The organism is Halobacterium sp. DL1, from assembly GCA_000230955.3.
Lineage (GTDB): Archaea > Halobacteriota > Halobacteria > Halobacteriales > Halobacteriaceae > Halobacterium.
Window position 1 is genome coordinate 553099 of sequence record CP007060.1, and the last position, 15646, is coordinate 568744.

Here is a 15646-nt window from a genome sequence, read left to right on the forward strand (position 1 = left end):
GCTTCGGATGCATAGAGAACTACAGAATGTATACTCTGTGGTTGTATTGGCTGGTGAAATAGAATCGCTGCGTCCTGTTGTATGGCTGCCCGAATCCATCGGCAGCATCTTCACCATGCATCAAGGAGGTGATTGCATCAATTGGGGGAGGATCGTACTAACGAGGGTCGCCGCCATCTCTCGAATACTCAATCGAAACCACGAAGAGGGAATCAAATTTCGACCCCTCGACTCGGGCCGCTCAGACGTATTATCGAAGCTTCCACGTCTCAGCTTCCCTTGAACAAATAATCTGTGAGGAGTGTTCGCTCGTGAACTCGCTCACAGAGGCGGCGTTGTTTCGGGAGATTGACGACGGTCTCCGGTCTGCTCGAAGGAGTATCCCAGCTCGACGAGCGTCGTCTCGTCGAAGGGCTTACCCAGAATCTCCATCCCGACCGGGAGCCCATCGTCGGTGAATCCCGCCGGGACCGACATGGCGCAGCACAGCGACTGTGATCCGATAATCGTGTTCGTCGGGAACGTCATCGTCGCGTACTTCTCCTCTCTAATCTCGCTTTCGAGGGGTGGAATGACCTGAACGTCGGGATACACGATCGCGTCGAGGTCGTGGCTAGCGTAGACGTTCAGGATCTCCTGTTGGAACGCCTGCTGGGCGTTGAGGGCCTGGTAGTACCCCAGGTGGTCGGAGAGGTCATCTGGGCCGTCCTCGGCGAACGCGATGAAGAGGTCGAGCAACTCGTGGTACTCGCCGTTCTCGTAGAGCTCGTCGACCGAACCGACGGGCCCGTCGATCTCCTGGAGGAACTCGTTGATATCATGCTTCGACTGGAGAACGTACAGCATCGTCTCCCCGAGGTAGTCGTTCAAGCGGGGAATCTCGACGGGGTCGACGATCTCTGCACCGGAGTTGCGCATCGTCACGATCGCGTCGTCGACAACCTCGGTGACCGGTGCTGCGTCGGGATTGTCGTCGTCCCCGAACCCATCTCGGAGCACTCCGATTCGCGCCCCGTCCAGGGCGTCCGCTTTGAGGTGGTCGACGTAGGACTCTTCGAGGTCTGCGAGCTCGGTTTTGGCGGTGAGTTCGTCTTCGGAATCGTAGCCGACGAGCACGTCCAGTAGTTTCGCAGTCTCTCGAACGGTCCGGGTCATCGGTCCCGCGGTATCCTGATGCGAGACGAGGGGGTTCACTCCAGACCGACTGATCAACCCGGGTGTCACCCGGAAGCCGACGAGGTTGTCGAAGGAGGCCGGAACGCGAATCGACCCACCGCAGTCCGTTCCGATTCCTACTGCTCCGAGGTTGGCTGCGACAGCCGCTCCCGTCCCGCTACTCGATCCGCCGGGGTCGCGGTCGAGCGCGTACGGGTTCTTCGTCCGGCCAAGCGCCGAGGAGAAGCCGAACCAGGAGGTGGCCCAGTCGGGCAGGTTCGTCTTCGCGAGGACAATCGCACCAGCGTCTCGAAGCCGTCGGACGACATCTGCGTCTTTCTCGGGAACGTACTCTGAGAACGCCGCCGAGCCGAACGTTGTCGGCATGTCAGCCGTTTCGACTGCGTCTTTCACGAGAACCGGGATTCCGTGGAGTGGCCCGACGAACTTACCGTCCTCCGCGAACTTCGCGTCGAGTTCGTCTGCGCGGTCGACTGCAGCGTCGTTGACTTCGATGATGGAATTAAGCTCGGGGCCCGCCTGATCGTAGGCATCGATTCGCTCGAGGTACTGTTCAACAAGCTCTCTACTCGTGAGGTCGCCAGATTCGAATGCGCGGTGAAGCTGGTCGACCGTCGCCTCCTCTATTTCGACCATAGCACCACACAAAAACAGGCCCTGTAGCATAGTTATAGAATGGTTACTGCTCTCCCTCGACACGGTAGTTCAGCATTGATGCGGCCGAAACGTCCGGATTACGACCAGTGGGTCGTTCTCTGAGAGGAGCGGTATCTACGACTCATTTTCGTGGCCTGGTGGGTATCGGCGGTGTTGCTCGAGCTTCTCTCGCTTGTCGTACTGCCGATCGAGGACGGTCTGTCCGACGTCCAGCCGGTCACTCGCCACCTGGACAGGGGAGTTCTCTTGGACACGTACCGTTGCCGGAATCCGACTTTCACTGCTTACTGACGGCGCAGGGGTTTCTGGGGACGCCTCACCAGGCCCCATCCACTCACTCTGCAGGCCTTACTTCAACATAGATTCCGGATAGAGACGACTCTACCTCTCGAATACTAGCTTTCGAGACTAGCTTCGACGGCGCTGAGTCACCCGGATAGCCAATCGCCTGAAATGGAGCGCCAACTCGTTCTTTATGCTGGTGGCTGCTCAAGAACTGACAGCACCAGTCGCAAATATGCGAGGCGAGATCAGCGTCTTCCGACCGGTCGAAGCGTACGCGGAGGCCGCCTCTTCGAGAACTCACGGTGTCGTTGCAATCATCTCGTTCTTTGTGTTCGTCGGAACCATCGTCTTCGGCTTCGTCCCGGTCACGAGGGATATCGAGGCGACCGGGTATTCGACCGCAGAGCTACAGGAGGAAACGACTCGGAGTGAAGTGGACACCATCCTCCAGGCCTTCGAGCCGGTCATGGATTCGGTGGTACTTCTCTCTGTCCTGGATTACGTCTTCATCGTCGCTGGGTTCCTCCTCTTTTTCTCGCTTCATTCCCTGGCGATGAAGCGATTGACGTTCGATGACCGCCTGGTAGTGGTTCCGAAGCTCGGGATGCTGCTGACCGTCTGTTCACGGCTTCTCGATGCACTGGAAAACCTCTGGGTCATCCTGATTTACTCAAACCCAGATAGCTATCCCACTGCACTCATCAGCTTGATGAACACCACTCAATCAGCGAAGTGGCTGGTGGTCACGGTCGAATATCCCACTCTCGGACTGGCGATCGTCCTGGTCCTTCTGGCCCGATTTACATCTCTTTTCGATGGGGAGACGCCCCGGATGTGATCTACTGTCCCGTAGTCTCCGCTGAATGCCTGTGAACCGTCGAACCTGATGAGTGTGCCGTGGGGCCTCCAGTCGACCCGGAGTTTCAGCGACGCCGTGAGCAGTTGGAGACGATTGGCGAGAACGAGTCTCAGTACGGTGCAGTGTCGCCGGCCATCGCTACACGTGTGACGTCATTGTCATGGATGACGACGAGCTCCAGGAATCGTCACGGATCGCGATATTACGATTCACCTCCTGACGGACGAACACAGGACGAACGTTCTCGGTAAGGGGTCAGGGCCAGACCTCACTGTTAGTGACGTGATGACCGAGGTCCCCCTGACTATCGAATCGCAGGCATGCGTCCCGCGGTTACTCCACCACATAGACCAGGCGAACGTTCGCCGAGTGCCGGTCGTGGACGACGGGAACGTTGCCGGGATTGTCACGTTTGACGATATTGTCGTTCACTTGGCGGGTGAGAGTGCACACGTGGCCGCACAACTCGAAAGCCTCGCCGACGTCGTCCACGCTGGGTCACCACGGAGGAGCTAGACAAGACTGTATACTCGTTACAGGGGCGTTTGCAGTCGGGAATGGGCCATCCCGCTATTATTTCTGCAAGCTCGGAGCAAATGAGAGGGGGGTACTCACAGTAGATTCGGAAGACGAACTGGTAGCCCTGGCAACGATCCGAACCGAAGACGGTCTGGTTCGCAGCATCCTAGATGATGCTCGTTTGACTCGTCGTCTTCGTCTCGATGACGCAACGCTTAGAGAACGGTCGGAGTGGGTTTCGTAAACCCCCGGGGTCTCCCTTCGAACGCCTGGCTAAAGAGCCACCGAAACGTTCGAATCAAAAGCAGTATCGGCGTAGTGCTTTAGTAATTCGGCACCATTGGTCTACCATGCGCGACCTCGACGAAACTGACCTCGAAATCCTCCAGCTACTGGTCTCAGACGCTCGTCGGCCGTACAGTGACATCGCGGACGCCGTTAATCTCTCGGCACCGGCCGTGTCGGATCGAGTAGCGAGATTACAGGAGATGGGAGTCATCAACCGGTTCACGCTCGATGTCGATCGCTCACAACTCTGGGGCGGAATTCCGGTGTTGATTACACTCGATGTCTCCTTGACGGGTTCCTCTGCTGGGTCGATCAAGGAGCAACTCTTGGACGACGGCGCAGTCGAGCACGTGTTCACGACGGCCGAAGCCGACCTCGTCATCTACGCCAGAGTCCAGGATAACGACATCGCTGGCTGGCTTACAGATAGCCTCGACGAAGGAGCGTTCGACGACTTCGAGGTGAAGCTCCTGGCAGGGGTGGACTGGTCGCCTAACTTGGGTGGAACGGAGTTTGCCCTCACCTGTGCCCAGTGCGGGAATACGGTCGACAGTGAGGGAACATCGACCCGTATCGACGGAGAGTTGTACCAGTTCTGTTGTCCGTCGTGCGAGACTCGATTCACAGAGAAGTACAATCGACTTCAGCAGGACGCTGAGTGAGTGGAGTCCGGCACACCACACTTTGTATTCGAAACTCTGGCATCACGACAGCTGAATGTCTGAAAGGGAAACTACCCTGAATAAGGAGTCCGTATGTATAGATAATGAGTCAGCGAAAAAGCCACATCAATATTCAGGGGATGAGTTGTGCGAACTGTTCGCAAGCCATCTCTGAGGCCGTCACCTCACTTGACGGCGTCTCGGAGGCGAACATCAACTTCGCCACTGACGAGGGGTCGGTCGCGTACGACCCCGGGGAGGTCTCACTTGGGGAGATATTTGATGCGATAGAAGACGCCGGGTATTCACCAGTGACCGACTCGGTCACGATCGCGGTCACCGACATGTCGTGTGCGAACTGCTCGGAGACGATAGAGGACGCACTCGAACGGACGCCGGGCGTCGTCGCCGCTGACGCCAACTTCGCGACCGACGAGGCACAGGTCACGTACAATCCGGCCGAGGCAGACCGGGGGGACTTCTACGAAGCCATCGAAAACGCTGGCTACTCGCCCGTTAGAGAGGACGCCGAAGCCGACGATGGCTCGGGAGGCGATGCCCGAGAGGCCGCCCGGCAAGAAGAAATCCGTCGGCAACTCCAGCTGACGCTGTTCGGCGCAGCACTGTCCCTCCCCCTGCTGGTGTTCATGGCCGACCACCTGCTGGGACTCGGACTCGTAGGAGACGAGCTCTTCGGTGTTCCGTCCGGATGGGTCGCGTTCGCGCTGGCGACGCCTGTCCAGGTGGTGCTCGGTAAGCCGTTCTACAAGAACTCCTACAAGGCACTCGTCACGAACGGCCGCGCCAACATGGACGTGCTGATCGCGCTGGGCTCGACGACCGCCTACGTCTACTCCGTGGCAGTCTTGTTCGGGGTGATCTCTGGCGGACTGTACTTCGACACGGCAGCGTTCATCCTCGTGTTCATCACGCTCGGCAACTACCTCGAGGCCCGCTCGAAGGGCCAGGCCGGCGAAGCGCTCCGGAAACTCCTCGAGATGGAGGCCGACACCGCCACCGTCATCGACGAGGATGGAACCGAGGCGGAGATACCCCTCGACGAGGTCGACGTCGGCGACCGGATGAAGGTCAAGCCCGGCGAGCAAATCCCCACGGACGGCGTCGTCGTCGACGGCCAGTCCGCGGTCGACGAGTCGATGGTGACCGGCGAGTCCGTCCCCGTCGAGAAATCCGAGGGCGACGAAGTGGTCGGCTCCACCATCAACGAGAACGGCGTCCTCGTCGTCGAGGCGACGAAGGTTGGCGAAGACACGGCGCTCCAGCAGATCGTGCAAACGGTGAAGGAAGCGCAGTCCCGCCAGCCCGACATCCAGAACCTCGCGGACCGCATCTCCGCGTACTTCGTCCCCGCAGTCATCGCGAACGCCGTCCTCTGGGGCGTCATCTGGTCCCTGTTCCCCGAGGCCCTCGCAGGCTTCGTCGCCGCGCTCCCGCTGTGGGGCCTCGTTGCGGGTGGTCCCGTCGCCGTTGGAGGCGTCTCGGTATTCGAGTTCGCAACAATCGTCTTTGCATCGTCGGTGCTCATCGCCTGTCCCTGTGCGCTGGGCCTGGCAACGCCCGCCGCCACGATGGTCGGGACAACCCTCGGTGCACAGAACGGCGTCCTGTTCAAAGGCGGCGATGTCCTCGAACGGGCGAAGGACGTCGATACGGTTGTCTTTGACAAGACCGGGACGCTCACGAAAGGCGAGATGGAACTGACCGACATCGTCGTCTTCGACGGCGACGGCCAGCCTGTCGCAGACGGTGGGAACCCCGCTACTGATGGCGGACAGTTCGCTGCTGCTGAGCAGCTTAGCGAGGACGACGTGCTTCGGTTCGCGGCAATCGCCGAGAGTGCGAGCGAACACCCGCTCGCCCGGGCAATCGTCGATGGAGCCAGAGACCGCGGCATCGATGTGGCCGACCCCGATGACTTCGAGAACGTCCCCGGCCACGGCATCAAAGCGACCGTGAGCAACAGCGAGGTCCTGGTCGGCAATCGGAAGCTCCTCCGGGACCACGGTATCGACCCCGCGCCCGCTCAGGAGACGATGGAGCGCCTCGAGAACGAGGGCAAGACGGCGATGTTGGTCGCCTACGAGGGTGAACTCGTGGGCGTCGTCGCGGACGCCGACACAGTCAAGGAGAGTGCGAAAGACGCCGTGAGCCAGCTCAAAGAGCGCGGCGTCGACGTGATGATGATCACCGGCGACAACGAGCGCACCGCTCGCGCTGTCGCCGAGCAGGTCGGCATCGACCCCGAGAACGTCCGCGCGGAGGTCCTCCCCGAGGACAAGTCGGACGCCGTGGAATCCATCCAGGACGGCGGTCGAAAAGCGATGATGGTCGGCGACGGCGTCAACGACGCGCCCGCGCTCGCGGTCGCGTACGTCGGCACGGCCATCGGGTCGGGCACGGACGTCGCCATCGAGGCCGCGGACGTGACGCTGATGCGCGACGACCCGGTTGACGTCGTGAAGGCGATCCGCATTTCGGACGCGACGCTGGCGAAGATCAAGCAGAACCTCGTGTGGGCACTGGGCTACAACACGGCGATGATCCCGCTGGCCTCGCTCGGCCTGCTCCAGCCCGTGCTTGCCGCTGTCGCGATGGCGTTCTCAAGCGTATCCGTACTGTCGAATAGCCTGCTGTTCCGCCGGTACACCCCCGATCACGACTACAAGCTGCTCGGCCGTTTCCGCTGAACGTCTGGCCGTTCGAGGGGGTCAATTCTTTCCGTTGAACGGTACATACGTATCTCGTTGAGACGGTGAGTGCTGAGGACGGCGGTTCACGCGACCGGCGAGTTTGTGGAGGACCAGGAGGGGGAAATTCCCGCGCTACAGAAGTACTGTCTACACCGTCTAACTACCCGTTATTGCCTATCCATCTGCAAATGAGGGGGGCGAATCGATTGACGCCCACGGATTCTACGTCTCCCCAGTTTGGTGTCGAGGACGGTCGGATTCTTCGCTAATGCTTGGAGTACACTGAACGGGGAGTAATGGGTCGCCGCGAAGGAAGATACTGACATAGTGGTCCCCTCCGTCAGGCGGTAGTGGACCACACACCTGGCTGCCTGCGCTGGATGAGGGCGCGTTACTTCGACGCGTCGTAGCCCGCGTCGTCGACAGCAGCGACGAGGGTGTCGGTGTCCGACGTACCCTCTACGGTCGCGGAGTCGGATTCGCGGTCTGCGTCCGCGCTCGTCACGCCATCCACGTCGCTGAGCGCCTCTTCGACGGTCTGTTCACAGTGTCCACACGTCATTCCCTCGACAGTGATTGTTTCCGACATACAGTCTACGTGTAGGACACGACGGTCTTTATCAGTTGCTGCTTCGAATCCATTGTAACTTGCGTCACTGGGGTTAGATTCTTAGGCTCTGTAGTTTCGCTAGACGGAGACGCCGCGACTGCGTTATTGCTGTAGAAAGCGAAGAGACAGAACGTTTTGGTATCGGAATTCCGCCTCCTCACGCGTGTTACGGTCGCTAAGGCTAAATCTGTTGTCGCTACCCCGGACGAACCCGCCGACCCCGAAGGGGGTCGCGGGTTCGCCGAGTGGGCGATGCTCACGCTGCATGCACTCCGCATCGAGCTGGGAAAATCCTACCGCGTCGCGGTGGATTTGCTCAGCGAAATGCCTGGCGTCCTCGAAGAGATTGGCCTCACGCGTCTCCCGCACTATACCGTTCTCCGCACGTGGTTCGCACGGATTCCGACCAAGACGTGGCGTGCGTTCCTCGACGCGTCGGTCGAGGAACGCACTGGCCACGCGGCTATCGATTCGACAGGCTTCGACCGCGACCAGCCCAGCCGCCACTACGCTAACCGCACTAACTACCGCGTCCGAGCGCTCAAAGTCACTGCACTCGTGGATGTCGAAACGCTGTACATCACCGACATCCACTCGACCACTTCGAAGAAACACGATGCGAAGATCGGCCCGCAGGTCGCCCGGCGGAACGCCGGCGACCTGCGAAGCCTCGCCGCCGACCGAGGCTATGACGCGAAAGCCTTCCGCGACGAACTCCGCGAAAACGGCATCAGACCGCTGATCAAGCACAGGATCATGAATCCACTCGATCACGCTCACAACGCCCGCATGGACGGTGATCGGTACCACCAGCGCTCCATGTCAGAAACCGTCTTCTCGTCAATCAAGCGCACGCTCGGCGCCGCCGTGCGTGCGCGTAGCTGGTGGCTGGAGTTCCGTGAAATGCTGCTGAAAGCGACCGTCTACAACCTCCGGCGGAGCGTGAGATATCCGTGAAATCAACCGCAGTATACCGAAACTACAGAGCCGATTCTTAGAACTATCCGGGGTTCGTGGTGGGTTCGAAAACCGTTGCGCTGTCTTCGAGCCAGTTCGCCGTCTTCGGAGTTGGCAACGACCTCACTGAAAGGACAGTCCGCAACCACACTGCTGGTCGGCGTTTGGGTTGTCGATACTGAGTCCGGTCCCGTGGGCTGTATCCTCGATGGCGACCTTAGACCCGTTGAGGTACTGCTGGCTCGGACGGTCGACGAACACGGTGATGTGATTTGTCTCGCAGATGACGTCGTCCACTGCCGGGTCGTCTGTGAGATCGAACTGGTAGGAGAGTCCCGCACAGCCGCCTCGTTCGACGGACACGCGAAGCCCGGCGGTTTCGGAGTCGAACCCCTGGGAGTGGAGCATGGACTCGATCTGCTCCGCAGCGTCGCTGGTAAGCGTGATTTCCCCGCGGGGGTTGTCGTCCTTAGTCATGCCTATCACGGGGGTTATTCTCCCTTGGTAGTAAGGGTGACGCTGTCAAGGGAGGTGACCTTGCTGTCGAAAGAGCGAGACGCAGGTGGGCCGGTCTTCTTGGGAGTCCACCCGCCTGCGTCCACGGCTCGGCCCGGCCCCGACTGACAGGAGCGCGCATCAGGGATTTATTCTCTGATGAAATGCCGTACATAAGTCTGTCGGCACGCCACTTATAAGTAGGGCTCCATATGGCGTCGTAACATTGTTCTATGTGAGCTACTTGCACAGAAGTGGAATGAAAGAAAAACTGTCGCGGAGGCAACTACTATCCGGCGTTGCTGCCGGTACCACCGTCACTCTCGCAGGGTGTACGGGGGGCGATTCCGGCGACGACACCACGTCAACGGACGGTACCTCGTCGGACGGAGAGACGACGACGAAGACGTACGACGAGAACCAGCTCGAGGACCAATTGACGGTCGCGCTGCCGACCGACCCCACGGCCGGCGTGTGGTCCGTGTACGGTGGCGTCATGCCGTACTACACGAACACACTCGAGCCCCTTATCTGGGTCACCGACGACATGGAACTACAACCGTGGCTGGCGAGCAACTGGGAATCCACGGGCGAGAAGTCCTGGGAGTTCACCATCCGCGACGGCGTCAAGTTCCACAACGGCGAGACACTGACCGCCGAACACGTCGTCTGGTCGTTCGAAACCGTCCTCAACGAGTGGTCGTACGCGCCAGGCTGGCTCCACGTCAAACCGGAGAACGTCACCGCACTCGACGACCGGACCGTCGAGTTCGTGACGACGGACGTCTTCCCGACGTTCCCGGGCACCATCGCGCACAACATGGTGGCCATCCAGCACCCCGACCGGAGCCGCGAGAACAAAGATGTCATCGGGACGGGACCGTACCAGGTGACCAACCGCAAGAAGGGCCAGCGCGTGGAGACAGAGGCATTCAACGACTACTGGAACGGTGATGTCCAGATGCAGAACCTCGACTTCCGCGTCATCACCGACCCGACCACCCGTTCGCTCGCACTCGAGAACAACGAGGTGGACGTCGCCTACTCGCCGCCCAGTTCGAAGATCGATTCGCTGTCGGAGAACAGTAACACGCAGGTCACCAAGCAGACCTCGCCGGGGGCGATGTACGTGGGCCTCCACAACTACAAGGAGCCGACGAACGACGTCAAACTCCGCAAGGCGCTCAACTGGGCGACGTCCCAGAAGACCCTCGTGGATACCATCCTCAACAACGTCGGCCTGCCCGCCCGCGGACCGGTCGCCAAGTCCATCTACTGGTCTGGCCACGAGAAGCTGCCGGAGTACAAGCGGGACGTCGAGAAGGCGACGTCGCTGGTCGAGGAGTCCGCCTACGACGGACAGACGCTGCAGTTCCTCGTCGGCAGCCAGACGCCCAGCGGCAGGACCATTGCGTCCGCGCTCCAGGAGTGGTACAGCGAGATCGGCGTGGACGTCGCAATTAAGCAGGTCGAGGAATCGGCATTCGAGGACGCCGTCAGGAGCGGCGGTGGCCACCTAGTGCTCGAGAGCTCCGGTTCCAACAGCGGCGCCGCAGACTACCTCATTTACGAAACGTTCCACTCCGAAGGGGACGTCAACGAGCGATTGTACCAGGAGAACGGAACTGGCGTGTACAACCCCGGTGAGGAGGTCGACACACTCATCGAGGAGGGGTTCCAGACCGGGGACAAGGAGCTCAAAGAAGAGAAATACGAAGAGGCGCTCCGGATCATCATGGAGGATGAAGCCAGTGTCGTGCCGCTGACGTACCAGCAGTACGTCGTCGGGTCGTACAAGGACGTCGAGAACCTCGACCTCCGTCCGATCAACGAGATGGTCCGCTGGCCCGGCACCAAGCACCTTAAATAACAAAGCATCCAGCGTCCCTCTAAATGTTACAGTTCCTCATCCGTCGCTCTGCAACGGTGTTACTGGTCCTGTTCGGCGTCTCCGTCATCACGTTCGGTCTGATGTTCGTGACGCCGGGTGACCCCGCGGAGACGATCATGCGCCAACAGATGGGCGGTCGTGCACCCTCAGAGGAGGCCATCGACCAGTTCCGAGAAGAGCACGGCCTCGACAATCCGATCCCAGTGCAGTACGTCGACTGGGCGACGGACGTCGTCCAGGGCGATTTCAGACAGTCGTACTTCCAGGATACGAAGGTGAGTACGATGATACTCAACAGGGTGGTGCCGACGACGGAACTCGCGCTAGCCGCGATAGCCGTCGCGGTGGCAATCGCCATCCCTGCCGGCATCATCAGTGCCATCCACCAGGGTCAGCCACCCGACTACCTCAGTCAGTTCGGTGCGTTGCTCGGCATCTCGATGCCGAATTTCTGGCTGGGGTATCTCCTCATCATCGTGTTCTCTGTCCAACTCGACATATTCCCCGTCGCCGGCGTCGGAGGGTTGGACCACCTCGTGCTCCCCGCGATCACGCTGGGGACGGGGATGGCCGCCATCATCACGCGCCTTGTCCGCTCGTCGATGCTGGAGGTGCTCGACGAGGAGTACATTCAGACGGCCCACTCGAAGGGCCTAAAGGAGAAGATTGTCGTCTACAAGCACGCGCTACGGAACGCGCTCATCCCGGTGGTCACCATCATCGGGTTGCAGTTCGGGTACGTGCTCAACGGTGCCGTCGTCATCGAGATCGTCTTCCAGCGCCCGGGGCTCGGCAACCTGCTCATCCAGTCCATCTTCAGCCGGGACTACCCCGTCGTGCAGGGGCTGGTGCTGGTCATCGGCGCCATCTTCGTGCTGACGAACTTCGCGGTCGACATCGCGTACAGGCTCATCGACCCGCGCATCTCCTTCGAAGGTGGTAACCAATGAGCAACCGACGCGAACGACCGCGCTGGAGTCCGACCAGGTTCCGCGGGGCACTCAAGTCGTTCTGGAACTCCCGGAAGACCCAGCAGTTCATCTCGAACCGGCTGAACCTCGTCGGGTTGTTCTTCGTCTCGCTGGTGGTTTTCGCGGCCGTGTTCGCCGCGCCGATCAAGATATTCGGCGTGCCGGTCCAGCCGTTCTCGATAGCGCCGTACTCGCCGACGGAACAGAACCTGTTCAACAGGCTGGCGGCTCCCTCGCTGCAGCACCCGATGGGGACCGACCAGCTCGGCCGGGACATCTTCAGCCGGATCCTCTACGGTGCGCGAATCTCGATGCGCATCGCGGTGACCGTGGTCACCATCACGCTCGCCATCGGGACGACTGTCGGGGTCGTCGCTGGCTACGTCGGCGGCTGGGTGGACGAGGCGCTGATGCGCCTCGTCGACATCCTCCTCGCGTTCCCGGGGCTGCTGCTCGCACTCGTCGTCGCGGGCATCCTCGGACCGAGCCTGAACAACATCATGATCGCGCTCGCCGTGGTCGGCTGGACGCAGTACGCCCGCGTCATCCGCGGAGAGACGCTGTCCGTGAAGGAGACGGAGTTCATGAAGTCCGCAGAGCTAATGGGCGTCTCGACGCCACGGCTGCTGATTCGGCACGCGCTGCCGAACGTGATCACGCCGGTCATCGTGTTGGCGACGATGGACCTGGCGTACGTCATCCTCGGTACAGCCGGTCTCTCGTTCCTCGGCCTCGGTGCACAGCCACCGACGCCCGAGTGGGGAACGATGCTGGCCAGCGGCCGTGACTACGTCACGACCGCGTGGTGGATCGTCAACTTCCCCGGCCTGGCCATCATGATACTCGTGCTCGGGTTCAACCTGCTCGGTGACGGCCTTCGAGACGTCCTCGACCCGCGCGACGTAGGCAACGTGGAGGGCAAGGGCCTATGACGAGTGACGAACCCCTGCTTGAGGTTGAGAACCTCCACACGCAGTTCGAAACCCGCGAGGGGACAGTCCACGCCGTCGATGGCGTCTCCTTCACCGTTGAGGAAGGGGAAATCGTCGGCATCGTCGGCGAGAGCGGCAGCGGCAAGTCCGTCAACGCGCTCTCGCTCGTTCGCCTCGAGGACCCCGGACGCATCACGGAGGGGTCCATCCGGTTCAAGGGGACGGAGATGACGGAGGCCGACGAACGCACCATCCGGCGCATCCGTGGGGACGGGATGGCGATGGTGTTCCAGGACCCCATGGAGACGCTCAACCCGGTCTTCCCCGTGGGCGAGCAGATAGAGGAGTCCCTGAAGGTCCACGAGGAACCGGACGACCAGCGACTCCTCGACTACCTGAACGTCCCGCTGTTCAGCAACCGCTCCGAGCGCAAACAGCGCCGCGGGCGGGTCGTCGAACTGATGGAAGAGGTCGGCATCCCGCACCCCGCCGAGCGCCTCGACGACTACCCCCACGAATTCTCCGGCGGGATGCGCCAGCGGGCGATGCTCGCCATCGCGCTCGCCCGGGAGCCAGACCTCCTGATCGCGGACGAACCAACCACGGCGCTGGACGTCACCATCCAGGCCGCCATCCTCGACCGTCTCAAGGAACTCAACGAGGAGAGCGGGATGTCCATCCTCCTCATCTCCCACGACTTCGGCACCATCGCCGAAATCTGCGACAAGGTGATTGTGATGTACGGTGGCGAGGTCATGGAAGCAGGCAGCACCGAAGACGTACTGACCAACCCGCAGCACCCGTACACGCGCGCCCTGTTGGACTGCATGCCCCAGAACACACCACGGAAAGAACCGCTTCGCATCATCGACGGCCAGGTCCCGAACCTGCTCGACCCCGAACCGGGGTGCATGTTCGCGGACCGGTGCTCGCACGCGACCGACGCGTGTTACGGCCACAACATCGAGCACGTCGAGTGCGGCGACGACCACACCGCTGCCTGCTGCCACCTCGACCAGATAGAGGGCGACGCGGGTGTCGCAATGGAGACTGATACCCAATGAGTTCGGAACCGCTCGTGGAAGTCGCCGGCATCTCGAAGGAGTTCGTGACAGACGACTCCCTGCTCGCCGGCATCCTGGGCACGCGGAAGTACCTGAAGGCTGTCCGGGACGTCTCGATGTCCATCGAGAAGGGCGAGACGCTGGCGCTGGTCGGCGAGTCGGGGAGTGGGAAGTCCACGCTCGCGAACCTCGTGACGGGGCTGCACGCCCCGACGGCCGGCGAGGTCCGGTTCGAGGGCGAACCCGTGGGGACGACTACGCGCCGCGACCAGGAGACGCTCGCGGACATCGGCATGGTGTTCCAGAACCCGCGGGGGAGCCTCGACCCGCGGATGACCGTCCGGAAAGCGATCAAGGAGCCGATGCACGCGGCTGGCTGGGACAAGCAGCGCCGCGAGGAGCGCGCCGACGAACTGATGGACATCGTGGACCTGCAGCCGTCGTTCGGGAGCCGGTACCCGTACGAACTCTCCGGTGGCCAGGCCCAGCGCGTTGCGATTGCACGCGCCGTCGCACTCGACCCCAAACTGCTCGTACTCGACGAACCGGTGTCTGCCCTGGACGTGAGCGTCCAGGCGAAGATCCTGAACCTCCTGATGGACCTCCAGGAGGAACTGGATCTGACGTACCTGTTCATCGCGCACGACCTGAACGTCGTCGAGCACATCGCTGACCGGGTGGCCGTAATGTACCTCGGCGAGATCATGGAACGGGCACCGACCGACCAGCTCTTCGAGAAGCCGAGCCACCCCTACACCGAGTCGCTGCTCTCCGCGATTCCAAGCGTGGTACCGGGCGGCCACAGCGACCGCATCGTCCTCAAGGAGGACCCGCCGAGCCCAGTGAATCCGCCCTCCGGGTGCGTGTTCCACACGCGCTGTCCGGCCGCGGAGGACCGCTGCGGCGAGGAGGTCCCGGACGTACACGAGGTCGGTGAGAGCCACTCGCGATGCCACTTCGCGGAAGAGGTGTACTCGCGTGAGTGATGACGACTGCTGTGGGGGCGACGACACACCGGCCGCCGGTGACGACGACATCGCAGAAGGCGACGACCCGGGCCACGCGCTCCCCGAGGCCGACCTCAACTACCCGACGCTCTCATTCGACGAGGGCACCGTCACGGACGACGGCTCGTTCGACCTCTCCAAGGAGGTGGACTACGACGAGATGATCGCGTGGGCCGAGGACCTCGCGGGTGCACTCGCGAGCCACGACCTCGCCGTCTCTGCTCCCGAAGGCTACGTCTCGTTCGGCGTTGGACCGAAGGAGGTCGACGTTTCCTTCGACACCGACGAGAATCACCGGGGGGAACTGGAACTGACGTTCCGCCTCTCCGCGAAGGCGATGCTCGTCGCCGACGAGGACAGCGAGCCGGTCGGTTCCCGGGGTGACCGGGGTTTTGTCCCGCTCTCAATGCTGGAGGGCGACCGGGAACACTACCGGTGTTACAACTGGATCGACGACCCGGAGAACCCCGACTGACGACGGTCGCAGTTGGTCGCATCTGGCCGGACTCGTCTTCTCGCCGCGTCGGCGGTTCCAGCGACGACAGCCACCGCGCTCCTGGCT

At 61.5% G+C, this 15646-nt stretch carries 15 protein-coding genes; 12 read left to right on the forward strand and 3 right to left on the reverse strand.

Annotation, left to right across the window (positions count from 1 at the left end; genetic code table 11):
• Positions 1-321: 321 nt before the first annotated feature.
• Complete coding sequence (locus HALDL1_04305; GenBank protein ID AHG02908.1) at positions 322-1812, reverse strand: amidase; 1491 nt, start codon at positions 1810-1812, stop codon at positions 322-324.
• A gap of 171 nt (positions 1813-1983) precedes the next feature.
• Here HALDL1_04305 and HALDL1_04310 point away from each other — a divergent pair, with 171 nt between their 5' ends.
• From HALDL1_04310 to HALDL1_04330, 5 genes are all read left to right on the forward strand, one after another.
• Positions 1984-2124, forward strand: coding sequence for a hypothetical protein (locus HALDL1_04310; protein AHG05154.1), 141 nt, complete (start codon positions 1984-1986; stop codon positions 2122-2124).
• A 226-nt stretch (positions 2125-2350) separates the two neighbouring features.
• Positions 2351-2956, forward strand: a complete 606-nt coding sequence (locus tag HALDL1_04315; GenBank protein AHG02909.1) for a hypothetical protein — start codon at positions 2351-2353, stop codon at positions 2954-2956.
• Positions 2957-3259: 303 nt separating this feature from the next.
• Positions 3260-3493, forward strand: coding sequence for a signal transduction protein (locus HALDL1_04320; protein AHG02910.1), 234 nt, complete (start codon positions 3260-3262; stop codon positions 3491-3493).
• 353 nt (positions 3494-3846) lie between these two features.
• Positions 3847-4446 carry an Lrp/AsnC family transcription regulator gene (locus HALDL1_04325; protein ID AHG02911.1) on the forward strand — a complete coding sequence of 200 codons (600 nt, stop codon included), beginning with the start codon at positions 3847-3849 and terminating at the stop codon, positions 4444-4446.
• A 104-nt stretch (positions 4447-4550) separates the two neighbouring features.
• Positions 4551-7154, forward strand: a complete 2604-nt coding sequence (locus tag HALDL1_04330; protein AHG02912.1) for a molybdenum-binding protein — start codon at positions 4551-4553, stop codon at positions 7152-7154.
• Between the two features lie 394 nt (positions 7155-7548).
• Here HALDL1_04330 and HALDL1_04335 read toward each other — a convergent pair whose 3' ends face one another.
• Positions 7549-7746 (reverse strand): heavy metal transporter, encoded by a 198-nt coding sequence (locus tag HALDL1_04335; protein ID AHG02913.1) that lies wholly within the window; start codon positions 7744-7746, stop codon positions 7549-7551.
• A 156-nt stretch (positions 7747-7902) separates the two neighbouring features.
• Between HALDL1_04335 and HALDL1_04340 the strand changes: the two genes are divergently transcribed.
• Entirely contained in the window at positions 7903-8724 is an 822-nt protein-coding gene (locus HALDL1_04340) for a transposase ISH9 (GenBank protein ID AHG02914.1), read from the forward strand.
• 123 nt (positions 8725-8847) lie between these two features.
• Here the strand turns inward: HALDL1_04340 and HALDL1_04345 are convergent, their stop codons facing one another.
• On the reverse strand, positions 8848-9201 hold the full coding sequence (locus HALDL1_04345) for a heme biosynthesis protein HemY (protein ID AHG02915.1): 354 nt from the start codon (positions 9199-9201) through the stop codon (positions 8848-8850).
• Positions 9202-9478: 277 nt separating this feature from the next.
• Here HALDL1_04345 and HALDL1_04350 point away from each other — a divergent pair, with 277 nt between their 5' ends.
• The 6 genes from HALDL1_04350 to HALDL1_04375 are packed head-to-tail and all read left to right on the forward strand — an operon-like array spanning position 9479 to position 15559.
• Entirely contained in the window at positions 9479-11089 is a 1611-nt protein-coding gene (locus HALDL1_04350) for an ABC transporter substrate-binding protein (protein AHG02916.1), read from the forward strand.
• Between the two features lie 23 nt (positions 11090-11112).
• On the forward strand, positions 11113-12060 hold the full coding sequence (locus tag HALDL1_04355; GenBank protein ID AHG02917.1) for a glutathione ABC transporter permease: 948 nt from the start codon (positions 11113-11115) through the stop codon (positions 12058-12060).
• A complete protein-coding gene (gene nikC, locus HALDL1_04360; protein ID AHG02918.1) occupies positions 12057-13013 on the forward strand; it encodes a nickel ABC transporter permease in 957 nt (318 codons plus the stop codon). The genes HALDL1_04355 and nikC overlap by 4 nt, the downstream gene beginning before the upstream one ends.
• The gene (locus tag HALDL1_04365) at positions 13010-14077 is read left to right on the forward strand and encodes an ABC transporter ATP-binding protein (protein AHG02919.1); all 1068 of its coding nucleotides are present in this window, start codon (positions 13010-13012) and stop codon (positions 14075-14077) included. The genes nikC and HALDL1_04365 overlap by 4 nt, the downstream gene beginning before the upstream one ends.
• A complete protein-coding gene (locus tag HALDL1_04370) occupies positions 14074-15063 on the forward strand; it encodes a peptide ABC transporter ATP-binding protein (protein AHG02920.1) in 990 nt (329 codons plus the stop codon). Before HALDL1_04365 ends, HALDL1_04370 begins: the two co-directional genes overlap by 4 nt.
• Positions 15056-15559, forward strand: coding sequence for a hypothetical protein (locus HALDL1_04375; GenBank protein ID AHG05155.1), 504 nt, complete (start codon positions 15056-15058; stop codon positions 15557-15559). The genes HALDL1_04370 and HALDL1_04375 overlap by 8 nt, the downstream gene beginning before the upstream one ends.
• The last annotated feature ends 87 nt before the right edge of the window (positions 15560-15646 follow it).